Source organism: Chryseobacterium sp. 22532 (genome assembly GCF_052044665.1).
In the GTDB taxonomy this organism is placed as follows: domain Bacteria; phylum Bacteroidota; class Bacteroidia; order Flavobacteriales; family Weeksellaceae; genus Chryseobacterium; species Chryseobacterium lathyri.
This window is the reverse complement of the sequence record NZ_JBQENJ010000007.1, coordinates 125,720-149,569: the sequence shown is the minus strand read 5'-3', so window position 1 is coordinate 149,569 and position 23,850 is coordinate 125,720. Positions and strand designations below refer to the sequence as shown.

The 23,850-nt window shown below is 38.0% G+C and carries 21 protein-coding genes; 11 read left to right on the top strand and 10 right to left on the bottom strand.

Going from position 1 to position 23,850, the window contains the following annotated elements:
* Positions 1-7: 7 nt before the first annotated feature.
* The 7 genes from ACTJIV_RS18685 to ACTJIV_RS18655 form a co-directional block, all read right to left on the bottom strand.
* Complete coding sequence (locus ACTJIV_RS18685; RefSeq protein ID WP_260541710.1) at positions 8-892, bottom strand: bifunctional 5,10-methylenetetrahydrofolate dehydrogenase/5,10-methenyltetrahydrofolate cyclohydrolase; 885 nt, start codon at positions 890-892, stop codon at positions 8-10.
* A 22-nt stretch (positions 893-914) separates the two neighbouring features.
* Complete coding sequence (locus ACTJIV_RS18680; protein WP_440629111.1) at positions 915-1,739, bottom strand: class I SAM-dependent methyltransferase; 825 nt, start codon at positions 1,737-1,739, stop codon at positions 915-917.
* A 3-nt stretch (positions 1,740-1,742) separates the two neighbouring features.
* A complete protein-coding gene (gene pgi, locus ACTJIV_RS18675; protein ID WP_440629110.1) occupies positions 1,743-3,383 on the bottom strand; it encodes a glucose-6-phosphate isomerase in 1,641 nt (546 codons plus the stop codon).
* A gap of 206 nt (positions 3,384-3,589) precedes the next feature.
* Entirely contained in the window at positions 3,590-4,198 is a 609-nt protein-coding gene (locus ACTJIV_RS18670; RefSeq protein WP_440629109.1) for a hypothetical protein, read from the bottom strand.
* Positions 4,188-4,697 carry an RNA polymerase sigma factor gene (locus tag ACTJIV_RS18665; protein WP_111958485.1) on the bottom strand — a complete coding sequence of 170 codons (510 nt, stop codon included), beginning with the start codon at positions 4,695-4,697 and terminating at the stop codon, positions 4,188-4,190. Before ACTJIV_RS18665 ends, ACTJIV_RS18670 begins: the two co-directional genes overlap by 11 nt.
* Positions 4,698-4,722: 25 nt before the next feature.
* Positions 4,723-5,592 (bottom strand): TraB/GumN family protein, encoded by an 870-nt coding sequence (locus ACTJIV_RS18660; protein WP_440629108.1) that lies wholly within the window; start codon positions 5,590-5,592, stop codon positions 4,723-4,725.
* A 157-nt stretch (positions 5,593-5,749) separates the two neighbouring features.
* The gene (locus ACTJIV_RS18655; protein WP_440629107.1) at positions 5,750-6,652 is read right to left on the bottom strand and encodes a DUF4349 domain-containing protein; all 903 of its coding nucleotides are present in this window, start codon (positions 6,650-6,652) and stop codon (positions 5,750-5,752) included.
* A 208-nt stretch (positions 6,653-6,860) separates the two neighbouring features.
* On the opposite strand from ACTJIV_RS18655, the gene ACTJIV_RS18650 reads away from it, so the two are divergent.
* Positions 6,861-8,219 carry an acyl-CoA dehydrogenase family protein gene (locus ACTJIV_RS18650; protein ID WP_440629106.1) on the top strand — a complete coding sequence of 453 codons (1,359 nt, stop codon included), beginning with the start codon at positions 6,861-6,863 and terminating at the stop codon, positions 8,217-8,219.
* Positions 8,220-8,315: 96 nt separating this feature from the next.
* Here ACTJIV_RS18650 and ACTJIV_RS18645 read toward each other — a convergent pair whose 3' ends face one another.
* The gene (locus tag ACTJIV_RS18645) at positions 8,316-8,693 is read right to left on the bottom strand and encodes a DoxX family protein (protein ID WP_440629105.1); all 378 of its coding nucleotides are present in this window, start codon (positions 8,691-8,693) and stop codon (positions 8,316-8,318) included.
* A gap of 157 nt (positions 8,694-8,850) precedes the next feature.
* On the opposite strand from ACTJIV_RS18645, the gene ACTJIV_RS18640 reads away from it, so the two are divergent.
* On the top strand, positions 8,851-9,090 hold the full coding sequence (locus tag ACTJIV_RS18640) for a bacteriocin-like protein (protein ID WP_111958495.1): 240 nt from the start codon (positions 8,851-8,853) through the stop codon (positions 9,088-9,090).
* Between the two features lie 66 nt (positions 9,091-9,156).
* Here ACTJIV_RS18640 and ACTJIV_RS18635 read toward each other — a convergent pair whose 3' ends face one another.
* Positions 9,157-10,269: an AI-2E family transporter gene (locus tag ACTJIV_RS18635; RefSeq protein ID WP_440629104.1), complete on the bottom strand. Its 1,113-nt coding sequence runs from the start codon at positions 10,267-10,269 to the stop codon at positions 9,157-9,159.
* Between the two features lie 240 nt (positions 10,270-10,509).
* A complete protein-coding gene (gene lon, locus ACTJIV_RS18630) occupies positions 10,510-12,915 on the bottom strand; it encodes an endopeptidase La (RefSeq protein WP_111958499.1) in 2,406 nt (801 codons plus the stop codon).
* Between the two features lie 260 nt (positions 12,916-13,175).
* On the opposite strand from lon, the gene ACTJIV_RS18625 reads away from it, so the two are divergent.
* The 9 genes from ACTJIV_RS18625 to serS all read left to right on the top strand — a co-directional run bounded on the left by ACTJIV_RS18625 (position 13,176) and on the right by serS (position 23,830).
* Positions 13,176-15,329 carry a peptidylprolyl isomerase gene (locus ACTJIV_RS18625; RefSeq protein ID WP_336378120.1) on the top strand — a complete coding sequence of 718 codons (2,154 nt, stop codon included), beginning with the start codon at positions 13,176-13,178 and terminating at the stop codon, positions 15,327-15,329.
* Between the two features lie 126 nt (positions 15,330-15,455).
* Positions 15,456-16,406 (top strand): MlaD family protein, encoded by a 951-nt coding sequence (locus tag ACTJIV_RS18620; RefSeq protein WP_111958719.1) that lies wholly within the window; start codon positions 15,456-15,458, stop codon positions 16,404-16,406.
* Between the two features lie 7 nt (positions 16,407-16,413).
* On the top strand, positions 16,414-17,757 hold the full coding sequence (locus ACTJIV_RS18615; protein ID WP_440629103.1) for a 4Fe-4S dicluster domain-containing protein: 1,344 nt from the start codon (positions 16,414-16,416) through the stop codon (positions 17,755-17,757).
* 71 nt (positions 17,758-17,828) lie between these two features.
* Positions 17,829-18,614, top strand: coding sequence for a (Fe-S)-binding protein (locus ACTJIV_RS18610; protein ID WP_111958505.1), 786 nt, complete (start codon positions 17,829-17,831; stop codon positions 18,612-18,614).
* A gap of 101 nt (positions 18,615-18,715) precedes the next feature.
* Positions 18,716-19,204 carry a hypothetical protein gene (locus ACTJIV_RS18605; RefSeq protein WP_440629102.1) on the top strand — a complete coding sequence of 163 codons (489 nt, stop codon included), beginning with the start codon at positions 18,716-18,718 and terminating at the stop codon, positions 19,202-19,204.
* A 377-nt stretch (positions 19,205-19,581) separates the two neighbouring features.
* Positions 19,582-20,718, top strand: a complete 1,137-nt coding sequence (locus ACTJIV_RS18600) for a glycosyltransferase family 4 protein (protein ID WP_440629101.1) — start codon at positions 19,582-19,584, stop codon at positions 20,716-20,718.
* Positions 20,715-21,959, top strand: coding sequence for an oligosaccharide flippase family protein (locus ACTJIV_RS18595; protein WP_336378124.1), 1,245 nt, complete (start codon positions 20,715-20,717; stop codon positions 21,957-21,959). Before ACTJIV_RS18600 ends, ACTJIV_RS18595 begins: the two co-directional genes overlap by 4 nt.
* A gap of 26 nt (positions 21,960-21,985) precedes the next feature.
* Entirely contained in the window at positions 21,986-22,495 is a 510-nt protein-coding gene (locus ACTJIV_RS18590) for a hypothetical protein (RefSeq protein WP_440629100.1), read from the top strand.
* 66 nt (positions 22,496-22,561) lie between these two features.
* A complete protein-coding gene (serS, locus tag ACTJIV_RS18585; RefSeq protein WP_440629099.1) occupies positions 22,562-23,830 on the top strand; it encodes a serine--tRNA ligase in 1,269 nt (422 codons plus the stop codon).
* The last annotated feature ends 20 nt before the right edge of the window (positions 23,831-23,850 follow it).

Genomic DNA, 23,850 nt, shown 5'->3' with positions numbered 1-23,850 from the left:
TTTAAAATTAGTCGTTATAGACTGAGGTTTTGTAAGCGATGATGGTATTTTTCATCAGCATGGCTCTGGTCATAGGGCCTACTCCTCCAGGTACGGGTGTAATCCAGCTTGCTTTAGCTGCACAGCTGTCAAAATCTACATCACCTGCAAGGTAGTATCCCTTTGGAGAGTCATCGTCTACTCTTGTAATACCCACATCCACGATTACTGCACCGTCTTTGATCATATCTCCTTTTAAGAAATGAGGATCACCTAATGCGGTAATAACGATGTCTGCTTTTTTTGTGTATTCTTCGATGTCTTTTGTATAAGAGTGTGTTAAAGTCACGGTAGAGTTACCCGGGAAATCTTTTCTTCCCATCAGGATGCTCATAGGTCTTCCTACGATCTTGCTTCTTCCGATAATTACACAGTCTTTTCCTTTGGTTTCAATATTATATCTTTCCAGTAATGTCAGGATCCCAAAAGGAGTAGCAGGCAGGAAAGTGTCCATTTCCAATGCCATTTTCCCAAAATTTTCAGGGTGGAAACCGTCTACGTCTTTTCTTGGATCAATCGCCAAAATGATTTTTTCCTGATCGATCTGGTCCGGTAAAGGAAGCTGTACAATGAAACCGTCTACCTCCTTAGATTTATTTAATTCATCAATTTTCTCCAGCAATTCAGACTCGGAAACGGTGCTTGGGAACTTTAAAAGCGAAGAACGGAATCCTACTTCCTCACAGTCTTTTACTTTGCTGTTCACATAGGCTTTGCTTGCTCCGTTGTTTCCTACAAGAATAGCCACCAGATGGGGTGCTCTTTTCTTGCCTTCAAGGATTTTTTCCACTTCCGCCTTGATTTCTGCCTTTATTTCTTTGGATACTTTAAGTCCGTCAAGAATTTCTGCCATTTTTACTTTTTTTACTTTTTATTTAGATTTTATTGAATACAACAATATCCTGGAATTCATCGGCGCCTTCCTTTTCTACATCGGTTCTCCAGAATCCTCCTTTTATGGTGGTTACTTTTAATCCTGCTTCTGTTGCCATCTTGTTCAGCAATGAGATGCTTACTGCAATATTGGCTGCGGTCACTTTATCATCCATAAGCCTGTAGCCTTCATACTGATGTGGAAATGGCATTGTACCATATTCTTTTTGGGTTTCATCATACAGAAAGAATGTGGCCAGACATTGCCCGTCGTTTTTCAGCACTCTGCTGATTTCACTAAGATACCTTTTGATCTCTGGTATCTGCATATGCGTGAAAACTGAGAACAGAAATACCTTATCAAACCGTGACTCATCATAAGGAAATGTAAAACTCTCTGCTTTTTGGCTGAAAGTATTGTACAGGTCATTATAAATCGGGGTAAACTGAAATTTAAAATTCGGATGTTTTTTTCCGATGTGTTTATTACACCAGTTGATTCCCTTTTCTACGGCATCAAAACCGTCGTATGTTCCTTTATCAATGATGCCGGTAAGGGCTACTGCCGTTCTTCCGATTCCGCATCCCACATCCAGAACATGGTCTGTATTTTGTAAGCCTATATATTTTTTAAGCGCATTTACCTGACGGATCCCATGAGGAATAAAGTCACTGCCTCCTACATAGATGTCTCCTTTTTTAGGTTCATTTTTTGATCTTTTCCCCGTAATTCCTTCATAAAAATCTATCGGAAAATAATAAATTTTCCGCCCCAGAAGCCTGAGGCCGGGAGGAAGCTTATAATAATATGACCGTAATGCAGACATCTGCTACTTGTTTCCTTTATAATAATTAATCAATCCATTCGTAGAACTGTCGTGAGAGCTGATTGCTTCATTGTTTTCAAGCTCAGGAAGGATCTTATTAGCTAAAACTTTCCCTAATTCCACCCCGAACTGATCGAAGCTGAAAATATTCCAGATCACCCCCTGAACAAAGATCTTATGCTCATACATGGCAATTAACTGGCCTAATGAAAAAGGGGTTAATTCTTTGAATAATATAGAGTTAGTAGGTGTGTTTCCGTGGAAGACTTTATAGTTTAATAACTTATCAATTTCTTCATCGGATTTTCCAGCGCTTCTTAATTCTTCCTCTACTTCCTCTTCAGATTTTCCGAAGGCAAGTGCTTCAGTCTGTGCAAAAAAGTTAGCCAAAAGCTTGGGCTGATGATCAGAAACTAAATTGCTGCTTTTTACATAAGCGATAAAATCTGCAGGAATAAGTTCGGTTCCTTGGTGAATTAGCTGGTAAAAAGCATGCTGGCCGTTTGTTCCGGGCTCACCCCAGATAATAGGTCCTGTTTCATATTCTACGAACTCTCCGTTTCTATCTACGCATTTTCCATTGCTTTCCATATCTCCCTGCTGAAGATAAGCTGCAAATCTGTCCAGATATTGAGAATAAGGAAGTATTGCGTAGCTTGTCGCTGCGTAGAAATTACGGTACCAGATACCCAAAAGTCCCATTAATACCGGGACGTTTTCAGAGAAATCTGCAGTCTGGAAATGCTGATCGGTATCATTTGCACCTTTTAAAAGCTGCTCGAAATTGTCATAGCCAACTGCCAGAACAATACTCAGGCCGATAGCGCTCCAAAGAGAATATCTTCCGCCTACCCAGTCCCAGAATTCGAAAATGTTTTCTTCTGCAATTCCGAAATTTTTAACTGCTTCAACATTAGTGGATAAGGCAACGAAATGCTTAGCAACATCTTCTTCTTTTCCTGCTTTCAGGAACCAGTCTTTTGCAGAATTGGCATTCGTCATTGTTTCCTGAGTGGTAAAAGTCTTGGAAGCAATGATGAACAATGTAGTTTCAGGATTCAAGGTTTTAACAGTTTCAGCGATGTGATTACCATCAACATTGGAAACAAAATGAACATTTAATCTTGTTTTAAAATGTTTTAAAGCTGAACAAACCATTACCGGCCCAAGATCTGAGCCTCCGATTCCGATATTGACCACATCGGTAATTTCTTTTCCGCTGAAGCCTTTGTGTTCCCCTGAAATAATTTTTTCAGAAAAAGCTTTCATATGGTCAAGAACTCTTCTGATCTGAGGTTTAATATTTTCTCCATCTACAATGATGTCTTTATCTGAGAAATCCCTTAAAGCTGTATGCAATACTGCTCTTCCTTCTGTTTCATTGATCTTATCACCAGAAAACATCTTAGAAATAGCATCTTTCAGCTGGCATTCATCTGCCAATTGAAGTAAAAGTTCCTTCGTTCTTGTATCGATAAGGTTTTTAGAATAATCAAAAAGGAAATTGTCTTTCTGTAGAGAAAATTCTTTAAAACGGTCAGGATTATACTGGAAAAGGCTTCTCAAATCAAAGTCGTTGCCTGCAAAATGGTCATCAAGAGCTTTCCAGCTGGTAGTTTGTATAGGATTTATTTTTGATAGCATATCTTAGAAATTATATGGGTTCAGAAAGTAAGAGGCAGGATCAAATGTTTAAAATCCTTATCATTTTATTTCTGATGTGCAAATTTAAGGAAAAATAAAACCTCAGATAAATTTGAACGCGATAAATAACAATTTTTTAAAAAGAAAACCTCAGAACAGGTCTGAGGTTTCATGGTTATTGTTTTGTAAAAGATGGATCAGAAAAACTATTCGTCCGTTTCGTTAAGTATATTTTCCAAACGTTTGGCGTGGCGTCCGTAAAAGTATTGAGTCCATAAAACAATGCTGGCTACAATCGCTATGGTTCCGAGAAGTACAATCAGGATAAAAGCCTGCTGATAAGAATCTGCAAAACTTTCTAAAGGCATTCCTTTTTTCTGAAATATATTGTAAAACTCCAATCCTAAAGTGATCATAAAGTGGGGAAGAAGGAGAAATCCGAAAGACTGGTATCTTTCCATGTTCAGTTTCAGCTCGTGGTATATTTTCCAGAGGCTGTTTTTTGTATTTCCGGTATACAGTTCGGTTTGCTTATAAAATTTATAGAATCCGAACAGATAGTAAGAGGATATGACCACAAGCATCGCATAGGATGTATAATAAATAACATACTGCGATGAAGGGAAATCCAGCTGTTGCGGAAAGAATGCAATAAGAATAACGGCAATGATCTGCATGGGAAATTCCGATTTCATGCTTTTCTGGATCTTTTCGATAGGATGCTTGCTTTTCTTTAACTGTTCTATGGTGTTGGGAATGTTGACGTTTTCACCGTCTTCATTATTCCACTGTTCTTTTAATTGATCAAAATTCATAGCCTGATTTTTTTATGATTTGCTGTATTTTTTCTTTGGTTCTGTTGAGTTTTACACGGGCATTACCTTCGCTTAGGCCAAGGTTATCACCAATTTCTTTATGAGACATGCCTTCCATGAAATAGAATATAATAGCTTTTTCAAGTGCTTTAAGTTCCTGGACCGCAGTGTAGAAAACTTCCAGCTGCCGGTCCTTCGAAGGGTTATAGTCTTCATTCTGGACTTCAAAATGATGGGGTACATCCGTTTGGTTATCCGTCCGTTTTTTTTCTTTTTTTAAATAAGTAATAGCGGTATTAATTGCGACCCGGTACATCCACGTAGAGAACTCACTGTTGCCTTTGAAGTTTTGGTAAGATTTCCAGAGCTGGATAAGGATTTCCTGCTGGAGGTCTTCCCGGTCTTCCAAAGAATCCGCATAGATCCGGGAGGCCTTATATAAAATACCTTTATGCTGATTGACGAGCTTTAAAAAATCGGTTTCAGTCTGACTGCTCACAATAATTTCATGGTTTGGTTAGATGTTATAGGCTTGATACAGGTTTTACAGTATATCCTTTGGATCTTAAAAGCTGGATAATTCCGTTTTCTCCCATCAGATGAGCACCTCCTACTGCAAAGAAAGCACTTTCTTTTTTCATCACCTCAGGCATTTTTTCTGCCCAGTTTTTATTTCTGTCTGTAAGCATGGTTTTTTCCTGTTCGGCATTCATCATTTTATCATCTTTAAAAAGGGTATAAAGGGACTGTACATCTTCTTTTTTAAAGGCAGTGATCATTTTCTTAAGCAGGATTTCATATTCCTTTCCCATTTTTAACTGTTGAATGACTGCTTTCAGATCGTAGGCTTTATTGATTGAAGTCATCTGGTCCTCTACTTTTTCCAGCCCGAAGACTTTCTTTTTACTTTTCAGCGCATTTTTGAGGAGTTCTATTTCATACAGCTTTACTTCAGTTTGTGGACACGGTATAGCTTTCATCGAAATTAGTGCATACAATGCCTGTGAGCTGGAATTGTCCATCTTCTTCAAATCTGTTCCGTAGTCCGCGAGGATTTTATCCAGCTCTTTTGCTTCTTCAGGACTAAGCTGATCCGATAGTTTTTTATCCGTCTGATACATTTTCTGCATGGCTGTCATTTCAGCGGGATCTGTATAATTGATTTCCATCACAAGATTATCAGATTTTTCAAGGGCTTTCATCACTTTCGGTTTGATCTCAAAATCCTGGCTGCACATAATATGACAGGTTCCTGCAATATAAGAAGGTTGGGTAAGACCGTTTCCAGAAACTTCCCAAAGTGTACTGTTTTCCGCGTTGGTATTTTGAGCTTTTACTGTCATAACGGTTGCCGATAATAACGTTGCGAACCCAAGTTTTACTAAATTTTTCATATGATTAAAGTTTTTTTATTATTCATTCTTTAAACAGTAGGTAAGGGCAGGATAATGATCGTTACAGTTTTTTTTGAAAAAAATAAAAAACCTCCCGTGAAGGAGGTCTGTAAAATCTAAAATTATGATGATAACCAGCTGGTTAGGATTGCTTTTGTTATTCCTGAATTTTTGTGCGTTCCGGTTTTGTTAGTTTTCTTTTTCTTAAAAAGTATACAACGGTGACTAAGATTAATAAAAGTGGCCATATGGTGATAAGTCCCACTGCGATCTTTTGAATCAGGTAAAATCCTTCTACAAAAGCATTTTTAGCGTCATATATGAAGTTAAACTTATATTTATTATCAATATTTCTGGTATTGGTTACTGCAATTTCTGCAATACGGAGCTTAGGCTCTTTAATGTAAATATCTATCGTGCTGTATTTAATGTTGTCGGTGGTATCCATATTGGCAAGCTGCTGCAGATTTCCTTCCGCCATATTGTCGTTGTCCAGCTGTACTTTGTCTTTATTTGTTTTCAGCTGATCGATATTTTCGCCTGTCTTTTTAATTCTTTTGCCTTCCATTTCTGCATATTTGATGTTGGAGGTTACATCTTCTGCATTGATCGTTCTGGAGTTCAGGAAAAGTTTTTTATCATTAATTTTCACAAGCAATTCACCAAGTTTTTCCGTCGGAACGCGTACCTGCATCATATTTTCTGTCTGGTACTTTTTGATTAGCATCGCGTCATTATCGGAAGTATTATAGGTCTCCTGTGAGATCACATTGCTCTGAAGATTGCTGTGGGCTACAAATCCTCCGAGATCCTGAACTGTCTTTTCAATGGAAACGGTTGCTTCATAGACATCCTTGACTTCCATATTTACGTCAGCTGTTTTAATGAACTGTTTGTCCTTTACCGTCATAGTGGCTACAGAAGAAACGCTGTCTGTAACTACGGCAACAGCAGAATCTGTAGCATAGCTTTCAGTGGAGACCGCTTCTCCTTTTTTACATGAATAGATTCCTGATAAAAGAATTGCTGACAGGGATAATTTAATGTAGGTCGTTTTCATAGCGTTGATTTTTGTGGGTTTTCTTAGGTCAAAGTTCTGTCAGGATCTTTTGTAATATTTGAAAATCAATCGCAAAAAGTTTGTAAAGAAATATTTCAGTTTTAATTTGCTGTGAATGAGTGTTTTGTAAAATGAGACCTCATAGAATGACTTGTTTTCGGAGCAGTTTTTGCTTAACTTTTACAAATCAATCCCACAAAACATTACTATGTCAAATACTTTTTCCAAAATCAGAAACGCTATAGAATTATTCAGATCCATAGATTTTGATCAGCTGAGTGCTATTTCTCAAAAAGTTGATCTGCCTAAGCTAATGCAGAATTTCTCCAAGCTGGATGATAAACAGCTGAACGGAATGATGAAAATGCTTGATCCCAATAAGAAAAAACGGGAGCTTCCTCCCATTGATGGTGATTTTTACGACATCTACCATACGCTTACTCCGGAACAACGGGAGATTCAACTTAAAGTAAGAGCGTTTATGGAAAAAGAAGTGAAACCTTTGGTCAATCATTATTGGCTGAGGGATGAATTTCCTTTTGAACTCATTCCGAAATTTCAGAAACTGAATATCTGTGGTGTAACCTATGAAGGGTATGGCTGTCCGGGAATGCCCTTTCTGATGGAAGGTGTCATTGCCATGGAAATGGCGAGAATTGATGCCTCTATTGCTACATTTTTTGGTGTGCAGTCAGGGCTGGCGATGGGATCTATTTACATCTGCGGATCAGAGGAACAGAAACAGAAATGGCTCCCCCAGATGCAGAAATTCGAAAAAATAGGTGCTTTTGGCCTCACCGAGCCTGAAGTAGGGTCCGGAGCAGCAGGCGGTCTTACTGTTACCTGTAAAAAAACAGAGCGGGGTTGGATTCTCAATGGACAAAAGAAATGGATCGGGAATGCAACATTTGCTGATCTTGTCATTATCTGGGCAAGAGATCTGGACAGCGGTGAAGTGAAGGGCTTCATTGTGGAAAAAGATAATCCGGGCTATTCCGTAGAAAAGATAAAAGGGAAAATGGCATTAAGGATTGTTCAAAACGGATTAATCACTTTAACTGATTGCCTGGTTACCGAAGAAAACCGTCTCCAGAATGCAAATTCATTTAAAGATACCGGAAAAGTTCTGCGTATGACCAGGGCAGGAGTGGCATGGATGGCTACAGGCTGTGCAAGAGGGGCCTATGAAAGTGCACTACAGTATACCAGAACCAGAGAACAGTTCGGAAAACCTATTGCTTCATTCCAGATGATCCAGGGACATCTTGTGGAAATGCTTTCCAACCTTACTGCCATGCAGACTATGGTCTTCCGGCTTTCGGAAATGCAGGATGAAGGAATTTTAAAGGATGAACATGCGTCCCTGGCCAAAGTTTTCTGTACTTTGAGAACCAGAGATATTGTTTCCAGGGCGAGAGAAGTGATGGGTGGAAACGGTATTCTTCTTGAGTATGACGTGGCAAGATTTGTGGCAGATGCCGAAGCTATTTATTCTTACGAAGGAACAAAAGAAATCAATTCACTGATTGTAGGAAGATCAATTACAGGATTCAGTGCATTTGTATAGATTCTTAATGTGAATGGTGAATTGTCATTACTGAGTATCGCAGGATATAAATTGACAGCGAAGCTAATTGACAATTCACCATTCATCAATAATTTCCTAGCTAATCAAAGCCTTATATTTCTCCCTGTTATCAATAATCATCCAAAGATTAATCAGGAACAGAGCTCCTGCGATGGACATTCCCATGGTAGATTTGTCTATTGTAAATACGTGAACCACAATTCCCATCATTACGGGTAAAATGACAATGGCTCCTAATGCTCTTGTTTTTGGGAAAATAAATAATAGCCCGCCAACAACTTCTACAATTCCCACCAGAGGCATCAGCCAGTGAATTTCTCCAAATGCGGCAAAAAGTTTCATTTGCTCAGGCGTTGGCTTTTCCATTGGCATATAATTAAAGAATTTGTTTAATCCAGCATTGATAAACATAAGCCCGAAAAGAAGGGCAAAGATAAATTTTACGATTTTCATAATTGTTGATTTTATATCAAATGTAAAACAAAAATGCTATTCGTAAGTCTGTTTTTATTAAAATTTGTTAATATTTCATATTTATCCCTATGTTTGGAATAATTTCTAATTTCATTTAATATATTTGTTATACAAATCAAAACTAAACAATCGTATTATGCTGAAAAATCTTCAAAAATTAAATCGTGAGAGTTTAAAGAAAGTTCATGGCGGAGGAAAACCTCCTATCTGTGATATAGGACCGGAAGGCTGCCCGTGTATTATTCCGCCGGGAGACCCGTGTTTAGGTGGTCCAGGTGGTGGTGGCGACGATTTGGGATATTGTCCTGATAGCCATGCATATATTCCGTGTAACCAGACCTGTCCAAGCGGAATGAGCCCATTGTGCGCACTATAAGATCAACTATAGGAGCTGTCTCAATGGAGGCAGCTTTTTTTATTTGTAATAACTCATTGTCAATGGTCAATCCATTTCCTTCAATGTGATATTCTTAGAAATCTTGTAGCTCTTTTTCTTTTTATTCGGCTTTTCTTCTTCCCCGAGCAACTTGCCCCATGGCTTTAAGCCGTCTACTCTTTCAAAAATAATTTTAATGATTGCAATAGCCGGAATACACAGAAACATTCCTGCGATCCCCCAAAGATGTTCGCCTAAAATAATTCCGATGAAGGAAAACAGAGCATTGATCTTTACTTTTGAACCTACAACAAACGGAAGGACAATATTTCCGTCAATGATATGTATGGCAATATACCCGATTGCTACGTATACACAGGTAGAAGGGGCGCCTGTTGCAAAGGCAATAAAACATGATATTAAGAGGGAGATACATATTCCCAGATAAGGAATTACATTTAATAAGCCTGTCAGAATAGCCAGAAGTATGGCATATTTTATTCCTAAAACAGTAAGAAGGATGGTGCAGAGAATTGAAACAATCAAAACCTGCAGACAAAGCCCGAAAATATATTTTTTCGTCATGACTCTGATCTCGTTAACCACTTCCTGCACACTTGCTTTATGTTTTTCGTTAAAAACGGTTACAATGAAATTATTAAGAACCCTTCTGTAATTTAAAATAAAAATAAAGAATAAGGTGAAAAATACGATAAAGCCAAAACCGCTTGAAAATATTCCGAAAGTAAAGCCAAGGATTACTCCCGAGGAGGAAAGCAGCTTATTCAAGCCCTGGTTAATATAATCCAGCTGCTCATCTATCTTTACATTGAAGGTTTTTGAAATCCAGTGCTGCAGATTACTGAAAACAGTCGTCACCTGATCCCTTAGGTGGGGAATGTCTTTGCTGAAATCAGAAAGTTGTGATCCGAAAAAATAAATAAGCCCGGATAAGATAGCCAGCATCACAAAAACCGAAGTCATTGTTGATATGGATCTTGGAAATCTTAATTTTCTTTCCATGAAAGTGGCGGCGGGAAGAAAGAGCATGGCCATTAAAAAAGCTAAGAAGAAAGGGGCTAATATGCTCTGCCCGAGTGCCAGCAGGTAACCCAAGCCAATGATGGAAATAACTACAAGCGTAAGGTTAACAAGAAAAGGAAGTCGAAGAAAATTCATAATTTTTCAAATCTGTTGCATAAAAATAAGAAAACCCGTCTAATTAAAGACGTGTTTTGGTTTAATTAACATAATTCTTTTTGAAAGAGAAGCCATAGGACAGTGTCGTGTGGTACGTGTTTTTTTTAAAATTAATCTCAATTATTTTTTTGTGCTTTTGCAACTGAACTTAATGACAAAAAACGCACCTCAAATATAATCTGAGATGCGTTTCCTTATTGAGAGTTGATATGTTCTGAATTATTTTTCGATCGCAAAGTCGACTACTTCCTCCATTCTGTTCACATAATGTACAGTCAGGTTTTTCAGATAATCTTTTTTGATCTCTTCCACATCTTTTCTGTTCGCTTCACAAAGAATTACCTCTTTTATTCCTGCTCTCGTGGCTGCAAGAAGCTTTTCTTTGATTCCGCCTACAGGAAGTACTTTTCCTCTTAACGTAATTTCACCCGTCATCGCAAGATGAGGTTTTACTTTCTTATTTTTGAATGAAGAAACCATTGACGTTAGCATAGCAATACCTGCAGACGGCCCGTCTTTCGGTGTTGCCCCTTCCGGAACGTGAACGTGGATGTTTTTCTTATCCAGCTCTTCCTGCGCTATTCCAAGCTCGTCATGTTTAGCTTTGATATATTCCAAGGCGATGGTTGCAGATTCTTTCATAACGGTACCCAGATTTCCGGTCATGGTAAGACCTCCTTTTCCATTACTTAAAATACTTTCAATGTATAAAATATCTCCACCCACACTGGTCCATGCAAGACCTGTAACTACACCAGGCACCCCGGTGATTTCAGACAGGCTTTTCGGTCTTGGAACACCAAGAATCTCATCTATTTTTTCAATAGTGATCCTTGGGTCATATTCTTTCATTAAAGCAGTCTGAAGGGCAACCCATCTTGCAATGGATGCAATCCTTTTTTCCAGGGTTCTTACACCGCTTTCTGAAGTGTGTGCTTCAATGATATGTTTAAGTTCAGAATTTCCGAGTTTGAATGATTTCGCATCCAAACCGTTTTCTTCCTGTTGTTTTTTGATCAAATGTCTCTTTGCAATCTCTGTTTTTTCCTCCATCGTATATCCGGCGATCTGAATGATCTCCGTTCTGTCTAACAATGGCGTCTGGATCGTAGACAGTGAATTTGCCGTAGCGATAAACATCACTTTGGACAAATCGTAGCCCATTTCCAGGAAATTGTCATAGAAAGATTTATTCTGTTCAGGATCAAGAACTTCCAAAAGGGCAGAGCTTGGGTCACCGTGAAGCCCCTGAGCGATTTTGTCAATTTCATCAAGAACGATTACCGGATTGGAAGTGCCTGCTTTTTTGATAGATTGCAGGATTCTTCCTGCCATGGCTCCAATATATGTTTTTCTGTGTCCACGGATTTCACTTTCGTCATGAAGTCCGCCCAGAGATAATCTTACATATTTTCTTCCCAGGGCATCAGCAACCGATTTTCCTAAAGATGTTTTTCCTACTCCCGGAGGCCCTACAAGTAAAAGAATGGGGGATTTCATGTTGTTTTTTAGCTTTAAAACAGCCATGTGCTCCAGAATTCTTTTCTTAATATCTTCCAGTCCGAAATGAGCCTTGTCTAAAGTTTTTTCAGCCTTGGCAATATCAAAAACATCTTTTGTATAGGTTTCCCACGGAAGATCTGTGAAGAAATCAAGATAATTTCTCTGAACGTTATAGTCAGGAGAATTCGGGTTCTGGCGCTGCAGTCTGCTGATCTCTTTCTGGAAATGATCTTCCACTTCCTGATTCCACTTTTTTCTTCTTGCCTTATTGATAAGATCCTCGACATCGCTTTCCGGGCCGCCTCCCAGCTCATCCTGAATGGTTCTGATCTGCTGATTCAGAAAATATTCTCTCTGCTGTTTGTCAAGATCCTTTGATGTTTTCTGATGAATCTGGTTTCTCAGTTCCAGTTTTCTGAAATCCTCATGCATCATCTCATAGCACTTGTTAGCCCTTTCCATAAGGCTTTTCTCCTCAAGCAGCTTTTGTTTTTCCGTAGAAGGAAAGCTTGCATTAGTGCAGATGAAATTCAGAAGATCATCATTATTATTGATGTTTTTGATGGCGAAATTGGCCGCATTTGGAATATTAGGGTCCAGCTCGATTATTTTCAAGGCTAAATCTTTGATATTCTCAAGTAAAGCCTCATATTCTTCCTTATTTTTTGGCCTGGAATCTTTCAGTTTTGTGATTTCAGCTTTGAAATAAGGCCGGCTTTCTACGATTCTTTTTATTTTAAATCTGTGGAAACCTTTAGTAATAGCTGTAATATTGCCTTCAGGAAGTTTGATGATTTTGATGATTTTTGCCAATGTACCGGTCTGGTACATATCTTTCTCGGCTGGCTGCTCCAAATCTGAGTTTTTCTGGCTCACGATTCCAATGAACTCACCATTTTTCTGTGCTTCTTCAAGAAGCTGTATCGATGTTTTTCTTCCTGCAGTAATAGGAATTACCACATTCGGAAACATGACCATATTTCTTACGGGAAGTATAGGGAATATTCTCTGTTCGGAATTTTTATCAGTCTCCGAAAAGTCTGAAAGATTGATCTCCTCGGCTACAATGTCAAACCCATCGCTGATCATTTCCTCTAAACTAATATCTTCAAATTCTGTCATAGTTAATCAAATGACAAATTGTCATCTTCGTTTTAAATCGTTAAAATGATATTTTACAATATGCGCTGAAAACGTGCAGCGTATTATAGTTCTCTAAATTGCACAATACCTATGCCATTTGTTTTTTACTAAAAAATATGGTCAAAATTTCCTTTTTTTAGTAATCTTTCATTTTAAAAATTAAAATAAAGGAGTTCTGCTTCTCTAATTTCTTAAAAATGTGTATTTTCGCAAACTGATAAAAAACTATAATATATAAAATGGCAATTTTAGGACAGATTAGGAGTAAGCCTTGGCTTTTGATGGGAGTGATCGCATTGGCGCTTTTAGCGTTTCTGGTAAATCCCGACAGCATCGACAAGGTTTTTGGAAAAAATCCTGATGTTTTAGGAAAAGTAAACGGTGAGAAAGTCACCCGCGAAGAGTTCAATGATCAGCTTTTCGTACTGCAGCAGCAGGCTGAGCAACAGGGCCGTCCAAAAACGGGACTTGAAGAGCAGGCTTGGCAGTTACTTGTACAGTCTAAACTTATCAAACAACAGTTTGAGAAATTGGGCTTTGAAATGACTGATGATTATTTCTGGAATCAGATCCAGTATGATCAGATGTTCGCTCAAAACCAACAGTTCTTTGATGAGAAAGGTAATTTTAAAACTCAAGAGCTTAAAAAAGAAATTGAAACATTAAAGAACACCAATCCGGAAGGCTACAACCAATGGCTGAAGACCAGAAAAACTGTGGAATACAGACTGATGGCAAGACAGGTGTTTACTAATATTTCAGCGGGAATCACTACTGGCAAAAAAGAAGCTGAAGAGCTTATGAAGCAGAGAGACCAGCTGGCTGATATCGATTTTGTAAAGATCGACTATGCAGCATACCTTCAAAAAACGAAAATTAACGTTACTACGGCAGACCTTGAAAACTATATCAAGCAACACCCTGTCATGTTTAAAGCGGAGCCAAGCAGAAACATCGGAATTGTATATTTCCCTTCTAAGCCTAGCCCGGCAGATGATGCAGCGGCTCAGAAAGAGATCAATAAGCTTTTCTCTGGTGGTACGGATGCAAGCGGAGGAACAGAGAACTTCCAGAATACAAAGAACGACTCTATGTTTGTGATGGCTAATTCTGATATGCCTTTCAACAATCAATATTCAGCGCCTGCCCAATTGCCTCAGACAATTCAGGGACAAATTGCAACTGCAGCTATCGGACAGACTTTTGGACCCTACAAAGAACAAAATTTCTATGTAGTGTCGAAACTTTTGGATAAAAAGACTTCAGATTCTACATTGTCAAGACATATTCTCATCGCTTTCAAAGGAAGCCCTGCAGGACAAGGTGTAACAAGATCTAAGGAGCAGGCTAAGAAATTGGCAGACTCTATCGGAGCTATTGTGAAGGCTACTCCTGCTAAATTTACGGAATTCCTGAAACTTTCTAACGATCCTAACTCTGCAGCACAAGGTGGAAGTTTAGGCTGGACAACCCCGGAAACACCTTTCGTTCCTGAGTTCCTTACCTATCTGGCAAATAACCCTAAAGGCGCTACAGGAGTGGTAGAAACACAGTTCGGATACCATATCATCAATATTGAAGATAAAAAAGCCGGAGCAATGAGCTATAAGGTAGCTAACCTTGTAAAAGAAGTTAAACCTTCAGATGCTACAGAAGCCGAATCTGATAAAAAAGCAAGAAGATTCATTCAGCAGGTTCAGGGGAAATCTTTCAACGATTTCGTGAATATTGCTAAAAAAGGAAACTATCAGTTCTCTAATCCTAAAGCCGCTAAAAGATTCGACGGGCAGCTTCAGGGACTTGGGACAGATAAAGACGGAGAAATCCTGGCATGGGCATTCGATAAGAAAAGAACTAAAGGAGATACAGAATTCTTTACTGTAGAAGGTACAGGAGATAAAATCGTAGCATATCTTAACGGAAAACAGGAAGCAGGTCTTGCAGATCCTGAATCTGTAAGAGATCAGATCGAGGTGGTTGTTAAAAATAAATTGGCGGCTAAACAGATCTCTGATAAAATTGCCGGAGCTAAAGCTTCAAGCTTAGACCAGATCGCAAAACTGTTTGCTTCAACAAAACAATCTGCTCAGGTTAATATGCTTAACCCTTCAGTAGCCGGTGCTATGGAACCTAAAGTTGCAGGTGCTGCTTTTGGAGTTGCAAAAGGTAAACTTTCTAACCCGATTGAAGGGGGAACAGGAGTTTATGTATTGATCAAAAAATCAGAAACAGTGAACAAGCAGCCGGGTGATCTTAAGCAGTTTACAGAATCTATTACCCAGAGAAGTGCAAGTATGTTCGGACAGGCTTGGATGAAGAGTCTTCAGGATAATGCAGATATCAAAGATTACAGAATTGAAATCTGGAACAAGCTGGGAAATCAGCAGCAGTAAGATTTTAAATTTACAGATATAAAAGCGGCAGAATTTTCTGCCGCTTTTTTGTATTTAACGCAGAACAATAAAGAAAAAGATTAATTTAAAATGTGTTATATTTGCTCATTAGAAAAAATTTAGCAAGTGAAGTTCAGTAAAGAATTAAAAGCTGGTGTGATTGCACTTATAGCTATTGTAGGCTTTGTGGTGTTGTTTCAATTCATGAAAGGCAGAAGTCTTTTTACTACCGATAATATATTTTACGCAAAATACGATAATGTGGAAGGACTTGCGCAGTCATCTGCGGTTTCCATTAATGGTTTGAAAGTAGGTCAGGTTGATAAGATCATTCCTAGAACAGCAAAAGATGGAAAGATCAGTTTTGTGGTGAAAATTACGGTAGATGACAAATTCGAATTTTCCAAAAATTCAACCCTTGAAATCTTTGAACCAGGCCTGATGTCAGGAAAAGAAATGAGAGTAAACCTGATGTATGGAGGTCCAACTGCAAAAGACGGTGATACGCTTCAGGGATCTTTCAAACTGGGAACATTAGGAAGCCTTTCTTCTCAGGTAGGCCCTGTTAAAGATCAGTTGCAGACTGTTCTGTACAGAGTAGACTCTTTGATGGCGAATGCAAACCAAGTGGTCAATGCACAAAACAGAGAAGAAATCAGGGCGCTGCTTGCCAATCTTAATAAGACGGTAGGCGCTTTGCAGACTACAGCAGGAAGTGTAAATACTCTTGTGGGACATAACGATCCTAAACTTCAAAAAGTACTTGACGATGCAAGCCTTACCATGCAAAGCGGGAAGGTGACATTAGATAAATACGGGAACCTTGCAGAAAGCATTGATACTAAAAGGCTGAATGCGACAATTGCTAATTTGGACGCTACCGTAGGAAAACTTAACCAGGTAATAGCAGGTGTCGATAACGGACAGGGAAGCTTAGGGAAATTAATGAAGGACGAGCAGCTTTACAATAACCTGAACTCTGCTTCCACTAACCTGAATTCATTGATTGAAGACATGAAGGCAAACCCTAAGAGATACATCAATTTCTCAGTTTTCGGTAAGAATAATAAAGACTAATCACCTTATGCAGTACATTGATAACATTATTTTTCTGATCTTATTAATTGCAGGATTCGGGCTGTTTGCAAAAAGCCTGCAAAAGATTTATAGAAATATCAGGTTAGGAAGGGAAATCAATAGAAGTGACAGAAAAGCTGAGCGCTGGGAAACCATGGCCAGAGTGGCGATGGGCCAGAGCAAAATGGTAAAACGTCCTGTAGCGGGTATCCTCCATCTTTTTGTATATGTGGGTTTTGTTATTATCAACATTGAATTGATAGAAATTATTGTTGATGGGATCTTTGGAACTCACAGGTTTTTGGCTTCCATTTTCGGAAATAGTTTCTACAGCTTCTTTACGGCAACATTAGAAGTACTGGCTCTTTTAGTAATCATCGGAGTAGTTATTTTCTTTATCAGAAGAAATTTCTATGGCGTTAAAAGACTTAATATGAAAGAGCTTTTTGGCTGGCCTAAAAACGATGCCAACTGGATTCTGATCATAGAGTTTGCTCTAATGGTAGCTTTCTTCAGTATGAATGCCTCAGAATCTGTTTTGCAGGCTAGAAATGCAGAAGGTTTTCATCATATAGGTTCTTTCCCGATTAGCCAGATGCTTTTTGTTCCATTCTTAGAAGTATTTAGTTTTGACAATGGCTTCTTGGTTTTTGTTGAAAGATTTGCATGGTGGTTCCACTTTGTGGGGATTCTTTTCTTCATGAACTATCTTTATTACTCAAAACATCTTCATATTATTTTGGCTTTTCCAAGCACATGGTTTGCGAACCTTGAGAAAAAAGGAAAATTCAATAACCTGGATTCTGTCACCAAGGAGATCAAACTGATGATGGACCCTAACTCAGATCCTTATGCTGCACCGGCTGAAGGCGAAACAGCAGATGTTCCGTCTAAATTTGGAGCAGAAGATATATTTGATCTTAACCAGGTGCAGTTGCTTAATGCATACTCCTGTACAGAATGCGGAAGATGTACTGCCGTATGTCCGGCTAATATTACAGGTAAAAAACTTTCTCCGAGACTGATTCTGATGAAAACAAGAGACAGGATCGAAGAAGTAGGACGAAATATAGACAAGAACGGAAAATTCGAAGACGACGGTAAGAAGCTTCTGAATGATTATATTACCAAAGAAGAGCTTTGGGCCTGTACCACATGTAATGCATGTACAGAAGCATGTCCGGTATTGCTGGATCCGCTTTCTATCATTTTCGAAATGAGAAGATTCCTTGTGATGGAGCAGTCCGCTGCCCCTCAGGAACTGAATCTGATGATGACAAATGTAGAAAACAATGCTGCTCCTTGGCAGTATAACCAGGCAGACCGTCTGAATTGGGCAAATGAGAATTAATGTAAAATAATGTAACAATGTAGCAATTCATTGGTAAACTGGTACATTGGCATATTCGTAAATTTGAGAAAATGGATTTCAATATAAAAACAATGGCAGAATATGCTGCCGAAGGAAAGGCCCCGGAAGTTTTATTTTGGGTTGGATGTGCCGGAAGTTTTGACGACCGCGCCAAAAAAATTACAAAAGCATTTTGCAAGATATTAAACAAAATAGGAGTTGAATTTGCAGTTCTCGGACAGGAAGAAAGCTGTACCGGGGATCCCGCAAAAAGAGCAGGAAACGAATTTGTTTTTCAGATGATGGCCCTTACTAATATTGAGGTCCTGAACGCTTATGAAGTGAAAAAGATCGTCACTGCCTGCCCTCACTGTTTCAATACCCTGAAAAATGAATATCCAAGCCTTGGAGGGCACTTTGAAGTCGTTCACCATACTCAGTTCCTTAAAACTTTGATGGAGGAAGGAAGGCTGAAGATAGAAGGAGGTGCCTTTAAAGGGAAAAAAATCACTTTCCATGATCCTTGCTACCTTGGAAGAGCCAACGGCGAATATGAAGCTCCAAGAATGCTCCTTGAAAAACTGGATGCAGAACTTGTTGAAATGAAACGCTGCAAAACCAATGGTTTATGTTGTGGAGCAGGAGGTGCACAGATGTTTAAAGAACCAGAAAAAGGAAATAAAGACATCAATATCGAAAGAACGGAAGAAGCTTTGTCTTTCGAGCCAAAAGTCATTGCTACAGGATGCCCTTTCTGTAACACAATGATGACGGACGGTGTAAAACATTTTAATAAAAATACAGAAGTAGCTGTAAAAGATATTGTAGAACTTCTTGCAGAAGCTGAAGATCTGTAAGAACAGCAGAAAATAAGAAAAAACTCAGGCTTAGGTCTGGGTTTTTCTTTATCATAAAATCAGGAATATTTCTTAATTTTATACTTTAAAATTGACAGGATATGAAAATTGAAGAATCCAACATAGTAGAAACCAGCGACTACAGAGTTATTATATACCCGGCATCTAGACCTTTTGAAACCAAAGAAGCTAAGGCCATTACCGAAAAGCTTTTCGATTTCCTGGCGACCTGGGCGGCACACGGAAAACCGCTTTCTTCATCCTTTAAAATTGAAAAAAATCAATTTATCGTGGTTTGCGTGGATGAAGAGAAAGAAATGGCTTCAGGCTGCAGTATTGACGCCTTAGGGAAGATCATGCGCGAAATTGATGAAGAATATCAGCTTGGACTTTTCGACAGGATGAAAGCCAGCTTTGTACAAGACGGGGAGGTAAAAACATTGAAGCTTCAGGATTTTAAATCTCAGCTGAGAAGCGGTGAATTGCCAAAAGACATCCAGGTTTTTGACTTCTCTAAAAATACATACCTGGACTTTTTAAGTCACTTTTTACTGCCATTGGAAAAAAGCTGGGCTGCAGGTATAGCTTAAGCGAATATAAAATCAATCGATCAGAACTTTAGATTGAAGCCTTAGGCAGTTTTCTGTTGAAAACAGTCTTATAAAGTCTTCAATGTAAGGTTCTTTTGTTTAGTACCTCTGCTGGGGGCTACTGCAATAGAAACAGCTCTTATTCCACATTATCCTTGATTTGCATACCCGAAAGGATTACAGAATTTGCTCCTGCGGAAGTATTTAATCTATCATTAATGAATTATTATACGTTGAAAATTAATGGTATGCTAACTTCCTTTAATTATGCTGATATTTTTGGGAATTATTCGGATTAAAGATAGGAATTCACTAATTTTAACCATTATTTGAAGGTCGATTAATGACTTTACGTGAATATACATCTAGATAAAATTTTGGAAAGGAAAAAAATACTGTTTATCTCATCATGGTTTCCCAATAAAATAGAGCCTACGAATGGAAATTTTGTTCAGCGCCACGCTGAGGCTGTGGCAAAAATACATGATGTTGAAATAGTTCATGCCATTGGTGATTTTAATCAAAAGCAAAAGTTTCTGGAGGATGATCGGGTGATAAACGGTATCAGGACCTGTATTATTTATTATAAAAACTCAAAAAATCCTGTTCAGAATTTTTTACGAAGAATGCAGGCGTATAAAAAAGGCTATCATAAAATGCAGAAACCGGATTTGGTGCATGCCAATGTAATGCATAATTCTATGCTTTTTGCTGTTTATCTAAAGAAGAAATTTAAAATTCCGTTTGTAATTACTGAACATTGGACAGCGTTGAGGGAAGTAAATCGTAATCGCACTCCTTTTATTACAAAATTGATTGCCAAAATCATTGGAAACGCTGCAGAGAAGATATTGCCTGTGAGCGGTGATTTAGAAAAAGGACTAAAGAAAATTGGTATAACCACTGAAATGAAAGTTATTCCCAATGTAGTTAATACTAACCTTTTTAAACCGGTAATGAAATCAGGTTCTGATTTTACATTTATCCATGTCTCCAATTTGATTCCCAGAAAGAACTCAGATAAAATATTAAAGGTGGCATTAAAGCTCTTGTCAAAAGGATATCGGTTTAATTTACAGTTGGGAGGTGATGGGAATATTGACACTTTGAAAGACGAAGTAAGAAATGCAAAAGCTGAAGATAGAATAGAAATTTTTGGAATACAAACTATAGCCCAAGTTGCTGAGCGAATGCAAAAATCCGATTGTTTCATTCTTTTTAGCGATGACGAAAATCAGCCTTGTGTAATTGCAGAGGCATTTGCCTGTGGTCTTAAGGTGATATCAACAAATGTTGGTGGAATCAGCGAATTTTTTCCTGAAAATGCGGGCATTTTACTTCCAAAGGTAGATGAAGAACAGTTGTTTTCTGCAATGAGTCTAATTTTAGAAGAACCTAAAAATGAAAGTGTTTCTTTACTGTCTCAATATGCAAAAGATACTTTTTCAGAAGAAATTATTGGCCGGAAGTTTTCTGAAGTTTATGAAAATATTTGTAAAAATAAGAATCCATGAAAAGCTTAAAAGATTTTTTGAGAAGCTTTTTTAATAATCAAGGGCATTACGTTTTTTTATCTTTCCTGATTGCTAAAATTTGTGGATTTGCAGGAAATTTATTGGTAATCAGGTTGCTTTCTGAAAATGAATTTGGAGTATTAAGTATTGCTCTTTCGGTACTTACCATTTTTATGCCGTTTACAGGTTTTGGAAGCGGACAGAGTTTAATGCGGTTCGGATCAATTTCAACTGACGAGACTGAAAAACGGAAAATTTCCTCCTACTTTTTTTTCAAAGGGCTGTTCTTTGAAATCTTGTTGATCATTTTATTTTTATGTGTTTCTCTTTTTTATTATAAAAAGTATGAAAATATCTTTATTATTTTCTGTTTTGGTGTGGTAAGATTGGCGGGATATTATTTTGTGAGCCATATTCAGGTTTTTTACCGGATTACGGGTAAGAACCGGATATTTGCAAAAGTTAATAATGTGGTTAATATCGGAGGATTGGTTTTAATTCTTATTCTCACTTATTTCTTTAAGTTTTATGGCTACCTGATTGCCATTGCCATCACACCATATCTTTCATTGTTTTGGCTGAACAAAGAGATTTATTCATTTCATCAGTTCATTCCTAAAAATTACAGGGAAATGTGGAGGTATGGTGCATTTACAGCGGCAACATCTCTTATTTCCGACACTATGTTCTCTCTAGACATTCTTTTACTCGGGTTTTTAATGAATGAAACTGCTGTTGCCAATTACCGTGTTGCCATTCTGATACCATCCAATATCACCTTTTTAGCCATTAGTTTTTTGCAAAGTGATTTACCATTGCTCTCTAAAAACTATCAGAATAAAACATTTTTAAAATCTTATGTAATTAATTTCCATAAAGTATTTATACCTGTTTGTATTGGTATATTTATTTTCTTTATGTTTTTTGATCGCTACATCTTAAAATATTTTTTCGGAACTGCATATATTGATAATTCGGAGTTACTGATGGTTTTATTAATAGGATTCAATATAGGAATGTTAACCAGAAATCTTTATGGGAATCTTCTTCCGGCAGTGGGTAAAGTAGAAATCAATACCTGGGTGGGTATAGCTTCTCTTATTTTCCTTGCAGTAGCTGCATATTTATTAATACCTGTATATGGAACTTTAGGGATGGGTATTGCCATGACATCAACAATACTTATATCCGGTTTGTTTTATCTTATTTTTTTCTTTTTGTATCTGAAGAAACTTCCTTAATTACAAATCTTTATTACCTTTGTCTTATGAAGAATTCGGGTTTTCGATTATTGTTTGTGCTTTTTGCGTTCGTTAGTTGCGGAAGCGATGACGATTCTTTACAGAGAATTGATCAGATTCTGAACATTTATGTAAAAAACACTGCGGGACAGGATCTGCTGAATGCAAAAAAGACAGGTTCCTATTCTTCCTATGCGGTTAATGATGCTTTTGGTGTTGCGGACGTGGCTCCGGTATCTGTACCCCTTAAAGTAACTACAGACTCCATATACTACTTTGAATATTTAAGGGGAGCAAAAAGAAGAACACTGGACTCATTAAGCCCCGATAACAGAACATATCATTCCAAATTGGCATTCGCATTGAGCAGAACAGAGAACAATGTGGTGATAACTACTGTTGATTCAATGGAGATTAAATATCGTTGGACACCGTCGGTATTTCAGGTCTCGGAAGTTCGTTACAATAACCAAGTCGTATTTACCAAGACTGCAGATGCACCCAATGCTATAAATACCATTACTATCATAAAATAATTTAAATTTGCAAAACTGTTAGCTTAGCTTTTTAAGTTAACATCTAATATTTAACATCTCAATAAAATGTTACAAGTCAATTTTTTGCGCGACAATAAAGAACGCGTTTTAGAAGGTCTTAAAAAAAGACAATTCAAGAATCTTGGGTTGGTAGACGACGCTGTTGCTGCCGACGACGAAAGAAAAAGAATACAGTTTGAATTAGATTCCCAGCTTGCCGAGATCAACAAAATTTCCAAAGAAATTGGACTTTTGATGAAAGAAGGAAAAAAAGAAGAAGCGGAGTCTGCAAAATCTAAAACAGCACAATTCAAAGAGTCGAGTAAAGAACTGCAATCCCAATTAGATGCAACTGAAAAAGCTTTACTGGATATTTTATACCAGATTCCCAATATTCCGTTTGAATTAGTGAAAAGTGGAGCATCTGCAGAAGACAACGAGAATATTTTCCAGTCTCACGATGTAGAAGGACTTGGAGAAGGAGCGATCCCTCACTGGGAGCTTGCCAAAAAATATAATCTGATTGATTTTGAACTTGGAGTAAAAATCGCTGGAGCAGGTTTTCCTGTTTATTTAGGAAAAGGGGCAAGGCTTCAGAGAGCTTTGGTTCAGTATTTCCTGGATAAGAATGTGGAAAAAGGCTATATGGAGGTTAATCCTCCTCATGTGGTTAATGAGGCTTCAGGATACGGAACAGGACAGCTTCCTGACAAAGAAGGACAGATGTACCACATTGGTTTGGATGATCTTTATCTTATCCCAACAGCTGAAGTTCCTGTAACGAACCTTTACCGTGACGTATTGCTTGAAGAAAAGGATCTTCCTATCAAAAATACAGCTTTCTCTCAGTGCTACAGAAGAGAAGCGGGAAGTTACGGAGCTCATGTAAGAGGTCTGAACCGTCTTCACCAGTTCGAAAAAGTAGAGATTGTAAGACTTGAAAAGCCTGAGAACTCTTATGCTGCACTGGAAGAAATGGTGGAGCACATCAAGGAAATTCTTACAGATCTTGAGCTTCCGTTCAGGGTGTTGAGACTTTGTGGTGGTGATATGGGATTCACATCAGCAATGACCTATGACTTTGAAGTTTGGAGTGCTGCACAGGAAATGTGGCTTGAAGTAAGCTCTGTATCTAATTTTGAAACTTTCCAGGCAAACCGTCTGAAATGCCGTTTCAAAACAGAAGGGAAATCTCAGTTGGTTCATACACTGAATGGCTCTGCAATGGCCCTTCCAAGGATTATGGCTGCGTTGCTTGAAAACAACCAGACAACTGAAGGAATCAGAATTCCTAAGAAAATTGCAGAATATGCGAGATTCGATCTGATTAACTAAAATTATATTTCAATTTCAGT

Excerpts from the sequence above, each read along its gene's own strand:
- ACTJIV_RS18685 (WP_260541710.1), bottom strand. The coding sequence starts at position 892 with ATGGCAGAAATTCTTGACGGACTTAAAGTATCCAAAGAAATAAAGGCA.
- ACTJIV_RS18680 (WP_440629111.1), bottom strand. The coding sequence starts at position 1,739 with ATGTCTGCATTACGGTCATATTATTATAAGCTTCCTCCCGGCCTCAGG.
- pgi (WP_440629110.1), bottom strand. The coding sequence starts at position 3,383 with ATGCTATCAAAAATAAATCCTATACAAACTACCAGCTGGAAAGCTCTT.
- ACTJIV_RS18670 (WP_440629109.1), bottom strand. The coding sequence starts at position 4,198 with ATGAATTTTGATCAATTAAAAGAACAGTGGAATAATGAAGACGGTGAA.
- ACTJIV_RS18660 (WP_440629108.1), bottom strand. The coding sequence starts at position 5,592 with ATGAAAAATTTAGTAAAACTTGGGTTCGCAACGTTATTATCGGCAACC.
- ACTJIV_RS18655 (WP_440629107.1), bottom strand. The coding sequence starts at position 6,652 with ATGAAAACGACCTACATTAAATTATCCCTGTCAGCAATTCTTTTATCA.
- ACTJIV_RS18650 (WP_440629106.1), top strand. The coding sequence starts at position 6,861 with ATGTCAAATACTTTTTCCAAAATCAGAAACGCTATAGAATTATTCAGA.
- ACTJIV_RS18645 (WP_440629105.1), bottom strand. The coding sequence starts at position 8,693 with ATGAAAATCGTAAAATTTATCTTTGCCCTTCTTTTCGGGCTTATGTTT.
- ACTJIV_RS18640 (WP_111958495.1), top strand. The coding sequence starts at position 8,851 with ATGCTGAAAAATCTTCAAAAATTAAATCGTGAGAGTTTAAAGAAAGTT.
- ACTJIV_RS18635 (WP_440629104.1), bottom strand. The coding sequence starts at position 10,269 with ATGAATTTTCTTCGACTTCCTTTTCTTGTTAACCTTACGCTTGTAGTT.
- lon (WP_111958499.1), bottom strand. The coding sequence starts at position 12,915 with ATGACAGAATTTGAAGATATTAGTTTAGAGGAAATGATCAGCGATGGG.
- ACTJIV_RS18625 (WP_336378120.1), top strand. The coding sequence starts at position 13,176 with ATGGCAATTTTAGGACAGATTAGGAGTAAGCCTTGGCTTTTGATGGGA.
- ACTJIV_RS18615 (WP_440629103.1), top strand. The coding sequence starts at position 16,414 with ATGCAGTACATTGATAACATTATTTTTCTGATCTTATTAATTGCAGGA.
- ACTJIV_RS18610 (WP_111958505.1), top strand. The coding sequence starts at position 17,829 with ATGGATTTCAATATAAAAACAATGGCAGAATATGCTGCCGAAGGAAAG.
- ACTJIV_RS18605 (WP_440629102.1), top strand. The coding sequence starts at position 18,716 with ATGAAAATTGAAGAATCCAACATAGTAGAAACCAGCGACTACAGAGTT.
- ACTJIV_RS18595 (WP_336378124.1), top strand. The coding sequence starts at position 20,715 with ATGAAAAGCTTAAAAGATTTTTTGAGAAGCTTTTTTAATAATCAAGGG.
- ACTJIV_RS18590 (WP_440629100.1), top strand. The coding sequence starts at position 21,986 with ATGAAGAATTCGGGTTTTCGATTATTGTTTGTGCTTTTTGCGTTCGTT.
- serS (WP_440629099.1), top strand. The coding sequence starts at position 22,562 with ATGTTACAAGTCAATTTTTTGCGCGACAATAAAGAACGCGTTTTAGAA.